Here is a 16,080-nt window from a genome sequence, read left to right as displayed (position 1 = left end):
GCCGGGCAGGCGTTGCGGCGGTACCACGCCCATCGCGCCAGCCTGCGCGCCCGGCGACTGAACAATCGTCCGCCGGGTGGTTTGGTTTGATCCGATCAAACCCAAATCAAAAGGAGAAAAGATATGAGTACCATCGAAAGCCGCATCGTCCGTTATGGCGAACTGAAGCCATGTAAAACCGCGTTCATCGACGCGCACACTCCGGGCTCGAACCAGAAAGAAAATTTTACCATCATTGGCGGTGGGGTCAGCGAAAGCCCGGATCAGCACGTCCACATCACCGACAAGATCGGGTTCAACATCGGTGCAGCGGGTCAACCGCCGAAATGCCGCAACTCGCTGCACAGCCACACCACCGCCGAGGTGTTCTTTGTTGCTAAAGGTCGATGGCGGTTCTTCTGGGGTCGTTATGGCACGGCTGGCGAGTTCATCGCCGAAGAAGGCGACATCTTCAACATCCCGACCGGGATCTTCCGCGGCTTCGAGAATGTCGGCCAGGACTATGGGATGATCATGTCGATGCTTGGTGGCGACGATGCCGGTGGCGGCGTGACCTGGGCTCCGCAAGTCATTCAGGATGCGCAGGCCCATGGCCTGATGTTGGGCAATAACGGCGTCCTTTACGATAGCAAAAAGGGTGAGGAACTGCCACACTATGTGCAGCCGATGCCGCTACTGACCGAGGAAGAGCTGAAAGCCTACCCTGAGGTTCCCGTTGATGCGGTGATCGGCAAATACGTCGCTCGCTACTGGGACCTGATGGCGCTGGCGGCGGACAAACCTGCGGTTGTGATCGGTGAAAATGGCCTGATCAAAGACAAGCCCGGTTTCGAGGTTGATTTTTTGACGCGCGGTTCGGCTGTGGCTGAACTGGTCAAGGCGGACAAACCCGTGGTTCTGATGCCGGCGAGTGGCCATTGGCGCATCAAGATCAATGAGGTCGAGGTTACCCTGTCCAACGGTGATACCGCTCTGGTTCTGCCCGGTGAAAGCTACAGCGCTGAACCGTCTATGACCGGGCAAGCGGGTCTGTACCGGATCACCGCAACCGACGACCCTGCTGGGGCGACTTGGACAGGAGAATAACGCCGAAATTACACGTCCCGGTTTCAATCGGGGCGCGCGCAGCACATCCATCGCCGGCTTTCCGGCCCGGCGATGGACCTAGATTTGAATGGAGATCCTAACATGACCCGCGTTTCAACCACCCATGTGGGAAGTCTGCCACGAAATCAGGAGGTCGTTGACTTCATCTTTGCTCGCGAGCGAGAGGAACCGTTCGATCAGGCTGCATTTGACGCCTGCATGACCGCGGCCGTGTCCGAAACCGTGCGGAAACAAGTCAAGGCTGGGGTAGATATCGCCTCGGACGGTGAGACCTCAAAGATCTCTTACGCCACTTACGTCAAGGACCGCTATACCGGCTTTGCAGGTGACAGCGCGCGCAATGCGCCAGCTGACCTCAAGATGTTTCCGGGCTTTCTGCAACGATTGGCCGATGACGGTGGAACGCCCCAGTATGCTCGACCCATGTGTGTGGGCGAGGTGCGCTCAAAAGGGCAAGGTGAGCTGCAGAAGGACATCGACAATCTCAAAGCCGCGATGGCCGAGCACGGGGTCGAGCGCGGTTTTATGAACGCCGCCAGCCCCGGAGTTATTTCCCTGTTTCTGCAAAATGATTTCTATCCGACGCGCGAGGCCTATCTGGCCGCGCTGGCCGATGCGATGAAGGAAGAATATGAGACCATCGTTGGTGCGGGTCTGGATCTGCAATTGGACTGCCCCGATCTGGCCCTGTCGCGCCATATGCTGTTCACCGATCTGTCCGACGACGAGTTCGTGAAAATCGCCAACATGCATGTTGAGGCATTGAACCACGCATTGCAGAATGTCCCATCTGACAAAGTGCGTGTCCATATCTGCTGGGGCAACTACGAGGGGCCGCATTGCTGCGACATCGGCATGGACAAGGTGTTTTCGACGCTGATGTCGACCAAATCGCGCTATGTGCTGTTCGAAACCTCTAACCCGCGACACGCGCATGAATGGACGGTGTTCCGTGACCGCAAGGGTGAAATTCCGGGTGACAAGGTTCTTGTGCCCGGTGTGGTGGACACCACGACGAATTTTGTCGAACACCCGGAACTGATTGCTCAGCGTACCGAGCGGTTTACGAACATAGTTGGAAATGAGCGTGTAATCGCCGGATCAGATTGCGGCTTTGGCACCTTTGCGGGCTTTGGTGCGGTAGATCCGGATATCGCCTACGCCAAGCTGGGCGCGCTTGCCGAAGGGGCTGCCCTGGTCAAATGACGCCGCTTATCCTCCTGCCCGGAATGATGTGCGATGCGCGGTTGTTCGCACCGCAGATTGACGCTTTGTCAGGCAAATACCCGATCCTGTGCGCACCAATCGGAGGACAGGACACAATGCAGGCGCTGGCCGCCGATGTGTTAGCCTATGCGCCCGAACGCTTTGCTCTGGCGGGACTCTCGATGGGTGGCATTGTGGGGATGGAAATCCTGCGTCAGGCACCGGACCGTGTGGCTGGTTTGGCGTTGATGGACACGAACCCGCTTGCTGATTTGGACGAGGTCAAAGCCAGGCGCGGCCCTCAGATCGATGCGGTCGGACGTGGCAACCTACGCAAGGTCATGGCCGAAGAGATGAAACCGAACTACCTGACTGAAGGTCCGCGCCGCGCCGCCATTCTGGACCTGTGCATGGATATGGCCATGGATCTTGGCCCGGACGTTTTTGTCAATCAATCTAAAGCTCTGCGTGATCGCCCTGACCAGAGCAACACTCTGCGCAACTTCACCGACGCAGCACTCATTCTCTGCGGGCGCGACGATGCCCTGTGCCCTGTTTCAAGGCATGAATTGATGCACGATCTGATGCCACAGAGCCGGTTGGAAATCATAGAAAACGCCGGCCACCTGCCGACACTGGAACAACCGCGACAAACAACGGCGGCTTTGATCCGCTGGCTGGAGTTGATATGAACCAATCCTTGCTGGACCTGCTGAAAAAGATCGACACGCCGACTGTTTGTAACGCAATCGAAGTGGCGCAGGGCAAGCGCGGATTCAATGAATTCACCCGGGGCACGATGTTATGTTCTGATCCCGATGCGGGCGCGATGGTTGGATATGCCCGTACCGCGAAGATTGCCGCCGTGAACCCGCCGTCAGAACCGCCTGAGGAGATCCGCCAACGTCGGATGGATTATTACAGGCATATGGCAACTGGGAGCGACCCGGCTGTCACCGTGGTTGAGGATTTGGATTATCCAGATTGCATCGGCGCCTTTTGGGGTGAGATCAATACGACGATCCACAAGGGCTTCGGCATCAGTGGTGCGCTGACCAACGGGGTAATGCGCGACCTGGGCGATCTACCCGGTAACTTCCCGGTTGTTGCCGGGTCAATCGGGCCCAGTCACGGGTTCGTACATGTGCGCAAAATCGGCACCTCGGTTTCTATCTTTGGTCTGAAGATCCAGAACGGCGATCTTGTGCACGCGGACCGTCATGGTGCGCTGGTTATCCCGCCCGAAGTCGTGGGCAAGCTTGAACGGGCGATCATCAAATTGCTTGAAACCGAAAAACTGATTCTGGATCCCGCCCGCGCAACCGGGTTCGATTTCGATGCCTTCGAAAAAGCATGGGCGGCGTTTGAAGCCTCTCGGACTTAAACTTGCGATCTGTATTCCCCGGTTCTGAAGGTGTAGACCCCGCTGGGATCTGTTGCAAATCTTCGACTTCAATATTCCGATATCCATTCACTCGAAGCACTTATGAGCGTCAACAGTCAAAGGTTTGCAACAGATCCCCGCCCCTGCGCATGGGACGCACTGCTAGCTTCTGTTCCTAAATCGTACCAACGCCGCGAATTGCAGCTTTGGCAACCTGTTCAAACATCGATCGATCGTTTGACGCTGATGCGACGATCATGCCCCCTTCAAGGGCGGCGACGATGAGGTTTGCCTTGTCAGCGGCATCCTTGACCCCATGCTTGACGAGCAGATTTTGGAGCCATGCCTTGTTCATCTCGAAGAAGGCTTTTGTGCGTTGGTTGATGTTTTCCGGCAGTCCGATGGCCTCGGCGCCCATGACGGCGCAAAGGCATATCGATTCGTTCAGCACAAGCGCTTTGGAGTAGAGCGAAACGAAGCAGTCCAGAGCGGTTTGCAGATCGTTCAGGTCAATCTTGTCCAGTTCTGCCTTGAATTGCTCGGCGTAGCGGGTGACGAGAGCCTCCCCGAGATCCGGTTTGGTGGGGAAATGGTAGTGTACGCTGGCACTTTTGATTCCCACATCGTTCGCCAGGTCACGGAAACTCATCTCCGAAAAGCCCGCACTGCGCACGCGTTTCTCGGCGGCGATGAGAATTTTTTCTTTCATTGTCAGTGGCATGACTACCTCCAATCTACCGATTGATAGATAAACGTTGACAGCCCAGGAATCAACTTCTAACTGTTATCTACCTAGTGATAGATAGATATTGATGAAAGGATCACGCTGATGGCTACTGGAAACAAACAAAAACGCGTCTTGCTGGTCATGTCGTCCGTTGACGAAATGGGCATCTCGGGCAAGCAAACCGGCACCTGGTTCGAAGAGGTCGCAACCCCGTATTACGTCCTGACGGAAGCGGGCTATGAGGTTGTCTTTGCCTCGCCCAAAGGCGGCAACGCGCCGATTGACCTGCTGTCGATGAAGGCTCCGTTCACTACCGAAAACACTGACCGCTTCTTCAACGATCCGGTGGCCATGTTCGCGGTACAGAATACCCGCAAACTGCGCGAGATCGACTATTCGACCTTCGATGCGCTTTTCGTACCCGGCGGTTATGGATTGATCTGGGATCTGGCGTCGGACAGCCATGCTATCAAGATGATCCGGGAGTTCTACGAATCCGAACGGCCTGTCGCGATGGTCTGCCACGCGCCGGCCATACTGCGGGATATCAAGAAGTCAGACGGCAGCTACCTGGTTGAGGGCCTCAGCCTGACCGGTTTCAAGAACGACGAAGACAGTGAGATCGAGCTTCTGCATCACCTTCTGTTCTCTCTCGAAGATGAACTGAAACGCCGTGGCGCCACCTACGTCAGCAAGGCCAACTGGGAGGCCAACGTGGTCGAAGATGGCGCCCTGATGACCGGCCAAAGCCCGGCGTCGGCACCACCACTCGCGGAAGCGCTCAAGCAGCGCCTGGCTGCCTGACGCCTTACGTCGGGGCGGGCACCTGTCCGCCCCGGCAATTCGAAATGGAGAAGTCCCATGTCCGCCGATCTGCAACCCATCGACAGTGTCGAGATTCTCGTTCTCATCGACAACCGGACGGACAGCCTGTCCAGCGTGCCCGAGGGGTTCACCCATGAGTGGATCAACCTCCACAACGTCGGGATGAAGCAAATCTCGGGCGCCGGTCAGTGTTGTGCCAATCACGGCTTGGCGTTGATCATCACAGCCCGGCGCGGTGTGACGGAACATACATTGCTCTTTGACGCCGGGCCGGTGGATTTTGCCGTCGAGTTCAACGCATCACGCCTTGGCAAATCCTTTGCAGCCATCGAGGCGATCGCCCTGTCGCATGGGCATTGGGACCATGCAGGCGGCATTCCAGCGGCAATCGACCTGATCCGCAAGGATGGCCAGACCGGCGAGTTACCGGTTTATCTGCATCCCGGGATGTTCCGCAAACGCGCCTTTCCGCTTTCATCGGGGGAACTGATCGAAATTCGCGAAATCGCCACGCCCGAAGCCCTGGCTGCGCAGGGGGCTACACCCGTTGTTACGGATCAACCGGTCAGCGTGCTGGACGATATGTTCTATATTTCGGGCGAAATTCCCCGTGTCACGGATTACGAGGTCGGATTTCCGGGTCATGTCCGCCGCACCGAAGACGGCGCGGGTTGGGAAGACGACCCGTTGCTCATGGACGAACGCTATGTGGCGGTGAACATCGCGGGCAAAGGGCTGGTGGTGTTTTCGGCCTGTAGCCATGCGGGTATCGTCAATGTCCTTCATGCCGCTCAAAGGGATATCCCCGGAGTGCCGATCCATGGCCTAACCGGCGGCTTTCACCTTGCCGGTGGCAACGAAAAGATCATCGACCGGACCGTCGCCGACTTTGCGCAGTTCGACATCGACCTGATCATGCCCGGCCACTGCACAGGTTGGCGTGCGACAAACGCGCTGGAACGCCAATACGGCGAACGGGTTGTGCCGATTGCCGTCGGCATGAAGATCAACCTTTGAGAAAGGGAATGAGCCATGGAAATCAATGCAAACTTTGATGAACGCGCTGTCGTCCACTCGGAGAACGAGCCCTGGGTCCCCTCGCCAATGAAGGGTGTCGACCGTCGCATGCTCGACCGGATCGGCGACGAGGTTGCACGGGCAACAACGATTGTCCGCTATGCACCAGGCAGCGCCTTTTCGGCCCATACCCATACCGGTGGCGAAGAGTTTCTGGTGCTTGACGGCGTCTTTCAGGACGAGCACGGGGATCTTCCCGTCGGCACCTATGTGCGCAACCCGCCGACCACGTCGCATACGCCAAGCGCGGCGGACGGAGCAACGATCCTGGTCAAGCTTTGGCAGTTCGACCCGGAGGACCGCACACAGCTGACAATCGACACAAACGCGCAGGACCCGCGCCCGGTTGCAGATGGCATATCCGAAATCCCGCTCTTTGAGGATTCCCGTGAACGGGTCCGGATCGAGATCTGGGACGCATCGGCACATGTAAACGTGACCGGGCACAAAGGGTTCGAGGCACTGGTGATCGACGGCAGCTTCACCGAAGGCGGAGAAGTCTTCCAGAAGAACTCATGGCTGCGTCTGCCACCGGGTATGGCGCTCAACGCCACGGCCGGGTTGGAAGGTGCCCGTCTTTGGATCAAATCCGACCACTTGGCGCAACCGCCAATCATCCCGACCCAAGGATAGGACAATGGACAAACCTCTCGCGATCGTCGCCGGTGCCGGCCCCGGCCTTGGACAGACGCTGGTCACGTCATTTGCTCAGAACGGATATACGGCCTTTGGGCTGAACCGGACCGTGCCGCAAGGCGCCTGTACCACGCTGGCTGTCGATCTGACCGAACAGCGCTGGAACAGGGCGAAGCTCCGGGACATGATCTGCACCCATGGCCCGCCCAAGCTTGTGGTCCACAACACGGCGAACCTTGTCATCTCGCCCTTCGAGGAGACAAGCACGGATGACTTCGAGGCGACCTGGCGTTCCGTGGTCCTGTCAGCGGTCATTCTGGCGCAAGGTGTTTTGCCCGCGATGGCCGACACCGGGGGCGGCACCTTCATCGTGTCTGGCGCCACGGCCAGCCTGCGCGGTGGCAAGAACTTCTCGGCTTTCGCTTCGGCCAAGGCAGGTTTGCGGGCATTGACCCAATCCCTGGCTCGCGAATACGGGCCGCAAGGCGTGCATGTGGTGCATGTGATCCTGGACGGGATCGTCGACACCAGGGCCAGTCGGGATCTGCACAAGATGGATCCGGCGCGGATGATGAAACCCGCCGATATCGCAAAGGTTTATCTTGATCTGGCCAGCCAGCCGCAATCCACCTGGACCCACGAGCTGGATCTCAGACCCATGCGGGAGGCATTCTGATGCAAACCGACACTCTTATTGTTGGCGGCGGCCTGTCCGGCCTCGCCCTTGCTGATCACCTGACAGGCCAGGGCACAGATTTCCTACTGATCGAGGCGCAGGATCGCCTTGGCGGGCGCATCCTGACCAAAGAGCTCTCGGGCGGAAAGTTCGACTTTGGGCCGGCCTGGTTCTGGCCTGGCCAGCCGCGCATGGCTGCGCTCGCGCGGCGTTTCCGAATCCCGGTGTTCGAACAGTCTTCAACCGGCGATCAGATGTATCAGGACCAATCCGGGGCGGTTCACCGCGCCCGCGGCTATGCGTCGATGCAGGGGTCCTACCGACTTGCCGGGGGCATGGGCGCCATGATCAAGGCGCTTGCCGGATCTCTGGATGCCGGTCACGTCCTGACGCAAACCAGCCTCAGATCGGTCCGGCATTCTCCCGGTAAGATCACCGCACTTCTCGATCATGACGGCACGGCCTATACCGTTGAAGCCCGGCAGATAATGCTGGCCATCCCGCCGCGGGTGATTGCGGATACCGTCACATTCGAGCCGGCGCTAGATGCGGCTCAGCTTCAGGCCCTGAAGAACATCCCGACCTGGATGGCCGGGGAGGCCAAGATCCTCGCGGTTTACGATGAGCCCCATTGGCGCAACGCCGGGCTATCAGGTGACGCCATGAGCCATCGCGGCCCCATGGTCGAAATCCACGACGCGTCTCCCATGGAGGGCGGCCCCTACGCTCTGTTCGGTTTCGTCGGCTATCCCGCCGACACGCGCGAGGCACACAAGGACACCATGATGGATCAGGCCCTGGCGCAACTCACGGCCATGTTTGGCCCCAAAATGGCGCAGCCCCTTGATCTGGAACTGCAGGATTGGGCCACAATCGCGGAAATCTCCCGCGCGCAGGATCACGTCCCGGTTCGCTTTCACCCAAGCTACGGTTTGCCTTCTGTCCTTGGCAGCCTTGCGGAAAGAGGTGTCCATTTCTGCTCAACCGAAACCGCACGCGGGTACGGCGGATTTCTCGAAGGTGCCCTGGAAGCTGCTGAGAGAGTTGCAGCATTCGCAGATGAAACCATCATAGCTGAGGCCTGACCGAGCTTTCACTGTCGCCCTTTGTCTTGAATGATCGCTCACGTATGGAAGATGGTTCGATGGCGGGATATCACGGCGCTGCTACAAAGACCGCTCACAACCGCAGTTGGAGGTGGTTAAACATCAGATCGAATGCCTACTATATTTCGGCCCTCGTGGACGGCCCATTCTTGCCGTTCACACGGTTGTTCGTCTTCTGCGGTTGCAGCCCACATTGCCGCCATTCGCTGCGCTAGCTCGATCACGACGGCGGCAGATGTCTGGACGGCGGGACGCAGCGTGAATTCGCTGCACGGGCGCAAGTGTCTGCTTTCAGCGCCTGACGCAGCAACGTTGCAGTTAGATATCAACCTATCTGGGTTGTGGATTCACGCGGGCATGAGCGACGCGAGGATATTATTTGCGTCCTGTCACGACATTCACCGCGTCAGGGTAGACAAGTCTATCGCCCACAACATATGCGTCGAGCATTTCCGCGACCTCTTGAATCAAGGCACTTTGCGCATCTTCTTCGAGTGCGAGAAATGCGCCTGCAATAGGCATAGACGCCAGATGCATGGGAACAAATTCTGGCGCAAGCGGAACATCGATCATCAGCTCTTGCCTCTGAACGGCCACATCCGAAAACCCTTGATCCGCGACCTGTTTTCTTAATTCTTCCACCGGTGGCGTCTGCCGTTGAGCGCTCTGCTTTTCTGCAATCTCGGGGGAGATGTGGTGGGCAACGGCAGAGCAGAGGGCTTCAGTGTAAGCGCTATGACCATCCCAGATTGAGAAGGCCAAACGCCCGCCTGGAACCAGGAGCCGCAAGAACTCACTCAGAGCTTTGGGCTGTTCCGGAAAGTAATGGTAGCCATGCTGCGAAAGAATGACATCGTAAGACCCTGATGGCAGTCCGCTGCTGCATACATCGCTCTCAATCCATTGAATATCGAGATCACCGGCTAAATCTTTTGCCTTGGCGAGCATTGGCGCGTTGATATCCAGACCATCGACCTTCCCGCTTGCTCCAACCTTTGACTTTGCCAGTCGGGTTGTCACACCTGTTCCGCAAGCAACATCCAAGACACGTTCCGAAGAAACTAGTGAAGCCTGTTCAACAAGCGCCTCAGCCCATCGGCCAAACCAAAGGGGCACCATGATTTCTTCGTAGATTTTGGGTCCGTTACCTGCCAATTGAAATGTCATGGAAAAACCTTTGTCGCTTTTTCTGTTAGCGACAGCGTATGCGCGTACCCATTCTCAGGTCAAACCGCCGTTGATTGTGTTGTGTTCAGGATGTCCTTTGATCTGGACATTCATGCAAAGCGCAGCATCGGTCATTTTGGGCTCATTCCGGACCTCAGTGACGTTGCAGCACAGGACCCTACCCCGCCATCAGCTGATCGCCCAGACGGCCCTAACCGGACATTGCTCACAACAAAATTCGCTTCGATGCAGCTTGCGGTTAGCGGTCATTCAATCAAGCAGTGCATTCTGCTTGCTTGATGAAGGCGTTCAAGCCAACATCATAATCACGCCATTTAGAGCCCACACCAGGCGATGTTCTCGCCGAAAAATTGAAGAGATGAATTTTACTTAGGATCATATCAAATGGGCGCTCGATATAGTTGAGCACTTGCCGCTAAGGTTCGCTCCCTGATAGTAAAGCACTGAGCAAGGATTAATCGTGTATTTGAATGAGTATTGAACCACTGCGGAAACGCAAAACAAGCGGCGAACTCTATACGCGACGATCGCCAACAAATCAGTACATCGAGAAGAGCCTTGATTGGTCCTTTGAGGATTTGCTTGACCGCGCGTCCATTCGGGATCGGCGACATAGCGACTATATCCCGTCGGAAGTACTCGTCTACTATCTGCGCCAGACAAAGTCTGACAATTCAGACGGTCGGTTCATTCAGCTCTACGACATTCTGCGCGATCGGGTTGAAGCCGCGTGTCCGCGGGCAAACCGCCAGGTTGGCAAGGAAATCCACGAAGATGCGCGTCTTTCTGAAATTCGTGACGCAACCGTCGATCATGTCACGGAGTTGATGTTCACCGACCGGCAGGACTATGACGAACAACTCGATATCTACGAAGTTGTCTTCGACAAGGCTGTTCGCGCGGCGCACATCACGAAGCTCCGCAAAGTAAGCTGGCGGGAAAACGCTAATGAGGACATGGAGGACGAAGTCACCGGCGAGGTGCGCGCTGTCGTCGAAGCCGCTTTGGAGCGATACAAGAAAGTCGGCCTCACGTCTGAAGAGGATCTCGATTACCGGATTCATCTGCGTGACGCGATTAACGCTCTACCGACAGACGAACGAGAGGTAGTTGATTTGATGCTCGCAGACATTCCTATTGAGACGAACAAAGATGGCGAACCCTCGATGACGGAGCTTTTGGGCTGCGTTGAAAAGACTGTGCGCAACCGACGGGATCGTGCTTTTACAAAAATCCGGCAAGCGCTGGAACTGGAGGTTGGTGATGGCCAATAGAGAAGACGTCCTCAACGACTTCACCGTGGAAGAAGAGATGTCGCCTGCAATTCTCAAGGCATACCTCCAGCGCTTCCCGGAATTCACCCAGGACCTCCTTGCGCTCTTCAACGAACTATCGATGAGCGATTTGGCGTCGGCTGAGGCAAGCCTTCCACTTGAAACCAAGGCCGTAAGCGCGGAAGTGCTGCGCGTCCAACACGTCCGACAATCCCTTTTTGGAACAGGTGTAAGGGAAATTGCCCGTGACCTCGGTCTTCCTCGAGCTTTCTTCACCGGCTTGACCGCCGAAGTTGTCCAAATCGCCTCGATGCCAACGAGCCTGTTGAAAACTCTGGCAAATAAGCTCGGAGTACACATGCAGGATGTCATCAGCGGCATGCAGCAAGGTGATGGGCACGCCGTTGCGATGAAATCAGATGTAAAGCCAGGTGCCGTGCCGCCAATTGACTTCCAAGATTACGTTGATCGTGCCGGTCTTTCCGAGGAGGAGCAGCGCGTGTTGCAGTCGCTGCTAGCTGACGATGGATCGGATTGAAGCGATACGCGTACGCGCGACCGATCTTCATAATCACCGTGTGAACGAGGGCGGCGATCCCACACAGCCTTACGAATTGGTTTTGGCTGAAGCCGGAGCTCGCGATCTTGAGGTGAGGAGACTTCCAGCGGGTCATCCGCAGCTCAAAGGCGGCAAAGCTCTTCTGCAACGGGCATCTGCCACCATCCTGCATGAAGACACGGGTGATGTATTTCTGGATGCTTTCCTGGTCGCGCACGAAGTCGGGCACCACGAATTTGGTGGTGAAGTAGACATACCGCCAATAATGGAGGTCGATCCGGCTCGGTCTGCAGACCCGTCATCCGTCGGTGCCGATCGAGTAGTCGACTACAGCAATCGCGCACGCGAGGAGGTGCAAATGGACCTCTTTGCACGCGAGTTCTTGTTTCCACGCGCCATGGCCTGGTCGTGGCATATCGACGAAGGTTTGAGCGCAAGTGACATCACCAAGAAGCTTGGTGCCCCCTATCCGATGGTGGCCGTTCAGCTTTTTGATGCGCTCTTACTTCCGCAGAGTGAGCCGGATGATGATGCGGCGTCGCCGCCCAAACCCTTGAACGAAGAACAGAGACACGCGGCTGAACATGAAGGCAAGGCCTTGCTCCTGAAAGCTGGGCCTGGCACCGGAAAAACTCAGACGCTCGTCGGCCGGCTGTCGGTATTGAAGGACCGCAGCGTCGATCCGGAGAGCATCTTGCTGCTCACCTTCTCCAACAAGGCTGCCGGTGAAATGACGGATCGTGCCATGCTGGCCTGGCCGGAGGCAGCCGGGTCTGCGTGGATCGGAACATTTCACTCTTTTGGGCTCGACCTTCTGCGCCGGTTCCATGATCGGGCAAGATTGCCTCCAGACCCGCGCTTGATCGATGCCACGGAAGCTATAGCGCTTCTTGAGGACGAATTCCCGCGCCTGAGGTTAAAGCATTTCAACGATCTTTGGGACCCAACCGACAATTTGCGGTCCATCCTTTCGGCAATCTCGCGGGCGAAAGACGAAGTTGTCGATCAACATCGCTACCGCGAGCTGGCGCAGCAGATGGCTGATGCGGCGGAGACGGAAGAAGACAAGATAGCTGCGGAGAAGTGCCTCGATATCGCCTCCGTTTACGACCTCTATGAACAATTGAAAGCCGAGCGCGGTGCGGTCGATTTCGGCGATCTTGTTGCCCGCCCAACGGCCTTGGTCGAATCCGACGAGGCCGTGCGAAAGGAGTTGCGAGGGCGATATGAACACGTCCTTGTAGACGAGTATCAGGACGTGAACCGCGCAAGCGTTCGGCTTCTGCGCGCTCTCAAACCGGAGGGCAAGAATCTCTGGGTCGTGGGAGACGCCAAGCAGTCGATCTACCGTTTTCGGGGCGCGTCCTCCTACAACATCAATCGGTTCGAAACAGAAGATTTCCCTGGTGGGACGTCACTTGAACTCAGCATGAACTACCGGTCATCCCAGGAAATCTGCGACACGTTCAGCACTTTCGCGACGATACGTATGGCGACTTCGGGCTTTCAGGCAAACGCCTTCAAGGGCAAAAGCGGTGGATCGCCCTCTTTCGTTTCTGTTGTCTCCAAAGATCACGAGATTGACGAAATCGCAGCACGCATAATGGCTGCCTGCGGTAACACGACCGCGTTTCGCGACCAGGCCGTGATCTGCAAGGGAAATGCGCGTTTGGCAGAAATAGCCGCTGGCCTTGAGGCGCGCGGAATCCCGGTGCTGTTCCTCGGTCCTTTGTTCGACCGGCCGGAGATCAAGGAAGCATTGTCTCTCCTATCGCTTGTAATCGATCCAAGGGCTATGGGGCTGACCTGCATTGCTTCGATGTTGCCATTTCAGATGTCTATCGAAGACGTCGCCGTCGCTATCGAAACGGTTCGGGCGGCAAAGAAGCCTCTGCCGCTCGATTGGCGCACCCTTTTGGAAACAGCGCCAGGAATGAGTGAAGGCGGTCGGGCCTCAGTGAAGTCCCTTGTCGATGCGTTTGAGGGAATTGAGCCGACGGCAACCGCGTGGCAGGTGATCACGAAAATCTATCTGGACCGCACCCGCCTTGCCGCCGACATAGCCAAACAGGCGCGTGAGGGGAACGCCAACCCTGCGCTTGCCCTCTGGCAATTCCAAAACTTCCTGCGCTCAGCCCTTCCCGAAAAATCAGGCTACCCTATCCGCGATCTCCTGGAACACATTCGGCGTCTGGTGATACTGTCAGACGAACGGGATTTACGCGATCTGCCTGCCGCCGCCCAAAACATAGACGCTGTTCGTCTGATGACGATCCACGGGAGTAAGGGTCTCGAGTTTAAGGTGCTTCACCTCCCGTCTTTGACAAGCGGCTCGATCCCACGCTCCGCCAAACAGAGCCGTGGTCTTCCTCCACCCGACGGCATGATCGAGGGGCCAGTATTTCGGGGAAGCGACGCAATAGATGCTGGCCATGATGAGGAACAGCGTTGTTTGTTCTTCGTAGCGCTATCTCGGGCCGAAGACGGTCTGTTCCTCTACGCGCCGAACAAGAAGTCCAACGGTCATCGGCAGAGCCGGTCCAGCTTTGTTGACGACATCTCGGGCCAACTGGACGATCAACACCCGATTTCCAACGTAAGAGATGTCGTTGGTGAAGCTGAACGCTTCACATTGGAGGTTGATGGCATTGCCCGCATGTCGCCGTCTCAACTCGCGACCTTCGACAAATGCCCGCGCCGATTCTTCTTCGCTCATGTGCTGCAGGTAGGTGGACGGCGCTTGGAGTCAGCGCCGATGCGCATGCACAACGCCGTGCAGGCTGTGGTCGATGAGTTGACAGCTCGTCCCGATGACAATCCTGATGAGACCGAGATGCGGGCGATTATCGACGCCGCCTGGGTTGCTCACGGACCCACAGAACACGGCTACGCATCCGAGTACCGGCAGATTTCCGACGAGTTGCTGCGGTTCTTTGTCCAACTCCGGCAAGGTGAGCGCCGGCGGGCACCGCAATCTCTCTCACTACGCTTCGATGACGCTGAGGTCGTGGTCACAGCGCACGAACAGGTCGAGACGGGTCATTCGACAGTGTTCCGGCGTATTCGCACAGGCCGCAAGACCGGCACGGCTTTGGACGCTCTCGATGCGGCCGCGTTTCAGATTGCAGCTGACGGGCGTGGCGAGGCGGAATTCGTGTATTTGACCGGCGGTGATCGGGATCGTCTGAGCATTTCCGAGGGCAAAATCAAAACCCGAAAAAAGAAGATCGCGGACGCCGCGATCTCGATCATAGAGGGGCGCTTTCCACCCAACCGCAGCGACCGATGTGCGCGTTGCCCCCACTTTTTCATCTGCAATCCGCCACCATCGGGCACGCTCAGAAAAAAAATCGGATCAGGCTTACCGGATTCTTCCTGACGCCGCGATTGTCCTTGTGAAGGCGCAGACATGGTGTCTGTGACCTCTAACTGAACAAGGACTAACAATATGAAACCGCAAGGAAATGATCCTCGCTTCACTGTACTCATCGCCGATGAGGACCTTAACTTCAAAAAACATGTCTTCGACGATCCCAAGGTGCTGGGGCGTCAGCTGATCGAAGCGACTGGTGGTCGCCCTGTCGATGAGCATGTGGCCATTGCGATCCTGTCCAATGGCGATTTCGAAGACATCCGACTAGACGAAAGTTACGATCTGCGCGGTCGTGGCGTCGAGAAGGTGCTTGTCGCTCGTTCGGATCGGAGCTTCAAGTTCAAGATCGATGACGCCGATCTCGAATGGCCGCGTGCCTGCATCAGCGGCTTCGTGCTGCGCAAGCTCGCGAAGTTGCCGCCTAACTACAACCTTTGGCGGGAAATCCCGGGTCAGCATGACAAGAAGATCGCTGATACGGATGTGATCAACCTTGCCGATGCCGGTGTTGAGCGGTTCGTGTCGCTGATCGATCAAACGACGGAAGGGGATGCCCTTCCGTCAAAAGATCAGACCTATCTTTCGGGTCACGGCTACGTGTTCGAAGTGGTTACGGAGGCTGCCAACACGGGGATCATCCTGAAGAACCTGCCGCTGCCGGACGGCAAGTTCAACCACGGGGCTGCAGACGTTCTGATCCTGCTTCCCAAGGGGTATCCCGACTGCCCGCCGGACATGTTCTATGTCTCGCCGAAGCTGACTTTGGCAGGCACCGGTCGGGTGCCGAAAGCCTGTACCGTTGAGCATCGCTTCGGTGGTCGCGTGTGGCAGAGGTGGTCCCGCCATAACAATGCGTGGCGCCCGGGGGTCGATGGTCTTCAAACCATGGTTGCCCGCGTGCAGACGGCCTTGGCGGGGGCCCGAGTCTGATGCGTGATTTGG

General features: G+C 57.1%; 15 protein-coding genes. 13 read left to right on the top strand and 2 right to left on the bottom strand.

The annotated features are described in order from the left end of the window. Window positions 1–123 precede the first annotated feature (123 nt). The 4 genes from ACR0M9_RS09895 to ACR0M9_RS09880 all read left to right on the top strand — a co-directional run bounded on the left by ACR0M9_RS09895 (window position 124) and on the right by ACR0M9_RS09880 (window position 3,697). Window positions 124–1,086, top strand: a complete 963-nt coding sequence (locus ACR0M9_RS09895) for a cupin domain-containing protein (RefSeq protein WP_480539873.1) — start codon at window positions 124–126, stop codon at window positions 1,084–1,086. A 102-nt stretch (window positions 1,087–1,188) separates the two neighbouring features. Beyond that, on the top strand, window positions 1,189–2,313 hold the full coding sequence (locus tag ACR0M9_RS09890) for a cobalamin-independent methionine synthase II family protein (protein ID WP_480773468.1): 1,125 nt from the start codon (window positions 1,189–1,191) through the stop codon (window positions 2,311–2,313). Then, window positions 2,310–3,005 (top strand): alpha/beta fold hydrolase, encoded by a 696-nt coding sequence (locus tag ACR0M9_RS09885; protein WP_480773467.1) that lies wholly within the window; start codon window positions 2,310–2,312, stop codon window positions 3,003–3,005. Before ACR0M9_RS09890 ends, ACR0M9_RS09885 begins: the two co-directional genes overlap by 4 nt. After that, the gene (locus ACR0M9_RS09880) at window positions 3,002–3,697 is read left to right on the top strand and encodes an RraA family protein (RefSeq protein ID WP_480773466.1); all 696 of its coding nucleotides are present in this window, start codon (window positions 3,002–3,004) and stop codon (window positions 3,695–3,697) included. Before ACR0M9_RS09885 ends, ACR0M9_RS09880 begins: the two co-directional genes overlap by 4 nt. A 175-nt stretch (window positions 3,698–3,872) precedes the next feature. Here ACR0M9_RS09880 and ACR0M9_RS09875 read toward each other — a convergent pair whose 3' ends face one another. Beyond that, complete coding sequence (locus tag ACR0M9_RS09875) at window positions 3,873–4,418, bottom strand: TetR/AcrR family transcriptional regulator (protein ID WP_480484710.1); 546 nt, start codon at window positions 4,416–4,418, stop codon at window positions 3,873–3,875. Window positions 4,419–4,526: 108 nt separating this feature from the next. Here ACR0M9_RS09875 and ACR0M9_RS09870 point away from each other — a divergent pair, with 108 nt between their 5' ends. The 5 genes from ACR0M9_RS09870 to ACR0M9_RS09850 are packed head-to-tail and all read left to right on the top strand — an operon-like array spanning window position 4,527 to window position 8,723. Next, window positions 4,527–5,228, top strand: a complete 702-nt coding sequence (locus ACR0M9_RS09870; protein WP_480474287.1) for a type 1 glutamine amidotransferase domain-containing protein — start codon at window positions 4,527–4,529, stop codon at window positions 5,226–5,228. A 57-nt stretch (window positions 5,229–5,285) separates the two neighbouring features. After that, complete coding sequence (locus tag ACR0M9_RS09865; protein WP_480474286.1) at window positions 5,286–6,266, top strand: MBL fold metallo-hydrolase; 981 nt, start codon at window positions 5,286–5,288, stop codon at window positions 6,264–6,266. A gap of 15 nt (window positions 6,267–6,281) precedes the next feature. Further along, entirely contained in the window at window positions 6,282–6,959 is a 678-nt protein-coding gene (locus ACR0M9_RS09860) for a cupin domain-containing protein (RefSeq protein WP_480773465.1), read from the top strand. Window positions 6,960–6,963: 4 nt separating this feature from the next. Further along, complete coding sequence (locus ACR0M9_RS09855; protein WP_480773464.1) at window positions 6,964–7,638, top strand: SDR family NAD(P)-dependent oxidoreductase; 675 nt, start codon at window positions 6,964–6,966, stop codon at window positions 7,636–7,638. Then, on the top strand, window positions 7,638–8,723 hold the full coding sequence (locus ACR0M9_RS09850) for a flavin monoamine oxidase family protein (RefSeq protein ID WP_480773463.1): 1,086 nt from the start codon (window positions 7,638–7,640) through the stop codon (window positions 8,721–8,723). The genes ACR0M9_RS09855 and ACR0M9_RS09850 overlap by 1 nt, the downstream gene beginning before the upstream one ends. A gap of 396 nt (window positions 8,724–9,119) precedes the next feature. On the opposite strand, the gene ACR0M9_RS09845 is transcribed toward ACR0M9_RS09850, so the two are convergent. Then, complete coding sequence (locus tag ACR0M9_RS09845; protein WP_480623452.1) at window positions 9,120–9,911, bottom strand: class I SAM-dependent methyltransferase; 792 nt, start codon at window positions 9,909–9,911, stop codon at window positions 9,120–9,122. Window positions 9,912–10,402: 491 nt separating this feature from the next. Between ACR0M9_RS09845 and ACR0M9_RS09840 the strand changes: the two genes are divergently transcribed. The 4 genes from ACR0M9_RS09840 (at window position 10,403) to ACR0M9_RS09825 (ending at window position 16,068) form a co-directional block, all read left to right on the top strand. Next, window positions 10,403–11,206 (top strand): RNA polymerase sigma factor, encoded by an 804-nt coding sequence (locus ACR0M9_RS09840; protein ID WP_480773462.1) that lies wholly within the window; start codon window positions 10,403–10,405, stop codon window positions 11,204–11,206. After that, window positions 11,196–11,744 carry a hypothetical protein gene (locus ACR0M9_RS09835; protein WP_480773461.1) on the top strand — a complete coding sequence of 183 codons (549 nt, stop codon included), beginning with the start codon at window positions 11,196–11,198 and terminating at the stop codon, window positions 11,742–11,744. The genes ACR0M9_RS09840 and ACR0M9_RS09835 overlap by 11 nt, the downstream gene beginning before the upstream one ends. Then, window positions 11,731–15,144: a UvrD-helicase domain-containing protein gene (locus tag ACR0M9_RS09830; protein WP_480773460.1), complete on the top strand. Its 3,414-nt coding sequence runs from the start codon at window positions 11,731–11,733 to the stop codon at window positions 15,142–15,144. Before ACR0M9_RS09835 ends, ACR0M9_RS09830 begins: the two co-directional genes overlap by 14 nt. A gap of 69 nt (window positions 15,145–15,213) precedes the next feature. Beyond that, on the top strand, window positions 15,214–16,068 hold the full coding sequence (locus tag ACR0M9_RS09825; RefSeq protein WP_480773459.1) for a multiubiquitin domain-containing protein: 855 nt from the start codon (window positions 15,214–15,216) through the stop codon (window positions 16,066–16,068). The last annotated feature ends 12 nt before the right edge of the window (window positions 16,069–16,080 follow it).

The sequence above is a fragment of the Ruegeria sp. CH2 genome (genome assembly GCF_056537065.1).
The sequence above is the reverse complement of the archived record's forward strand: the minus strand, read 5'-3'. Positions and strand labels throughout refer to the sequence as shown.

Bases quoted from the DNA above. Each gene is read 5' to 3' on its own strand.
- ACR0M9_RS09895 (WP_480539873.1), top strand. From the start codon at position 124: ATGAGTACCATCGAAAGCCGCATCGTCCGTTATGGCGAACTGAAGCCA.
- ACR0M9_RS09890 (WP_480773468.1), top strand. From the start codon at position 1,189: ATGACCCGCGTTTCAACCACCCATGTGGGAAGTCTGCCACGAAATCAG.
- ACR0M9_RS09885 (WP_480773467.1), top strand. From the start codon at position 2,310: ATGACGCCGCTTATCCTCCTGCCCGGAATGATGTGCGATGCGCGGTTG.
- ACR0M9_RS09880 (WP_480773466.1), top strand. From the start codon at position 3,002: ATGAACCAATCCTTGCTGGACCTGCTGAAAAAGATCGACACGCCGACT.
- ACR0M9_RS09875 (WP_480484710.1), bottom strand. From the start codon at position 4,418: ATGCCACTGACAATGAAAGAAAAAATTCTCATCGCCGCCGAGAAACGC.
- ACR0M9_RS09870 (WP_480474287.1), top strand. From the start codon at position 4,527: ATGGCTACTGGAAACAAACAAAAACGCGTCTTGCTGGTCATGTCGTCC.
- ACR0M9_RS09865 (WP_480474286.1), top strand. From the start codon at position 5,286: ATGTCCGCCGATCTGCAACCCATCGACAGTGTCGAGATTCTCGTTCTC.
- ACR0M9_RS09860 (WP_480773465.1), top strand. From the start codon at position 6,282: ATGGAAATCAATGCAAACTTTGATGAACGCGCTGTCGTCCACTCGGAG.
- ACR0M9_RS09855 (WP_480773464.1), top strand. From the start codon at position 6,964: ATGGACAAACCTCTCGCGATCGTCGCCGGTGCCGGCCCCGGCCTTGGA.
- ACR0M9_RS09850 (WP_480773463.1), top strand. From the start codon at position 7,638: ATGCAAACCGACACTCTTATTGTTGGCGGCGGCCTGTCCGGCCTCGCC.
- ACR0M9_RS09845 (WP_480623452.1), bottom strand. From the start codon at position 9,911: ATGACATTTCAATTGGCAGGTAACGGACCCAAAATCTACGAAGAAATC.
- ACR0M9_RS09840 (WP_480773462.1), top strand. From the start codon at position 10,403: ATGAGTATTGAACCACTGCGGAAACGCAAAACAAGCGGCGAACTCTAT.
- ACR0M9_RS09835 (WP_480773461.1), top strand. From the start codon at position 11,196: ATGGCCAATAGAGAAGACGTCCTCAACGACTTCACCGTGGAAGAAGAG.
- ACR0M9_RS09830 (WP_480773460.1), top strand. From the start codon at position 11,731: ATGGATCGGATTGAAGCGATACGCGTACGCGCGACCGATCTTCATAAT.
- ACR0M9_RS09825 (WP_480773459.1), top strand. From the start codon at position 15,214: ATGAAACCGCAAGGAAATGATCCTCGCTTCACTGTACTCATCGCCGAT.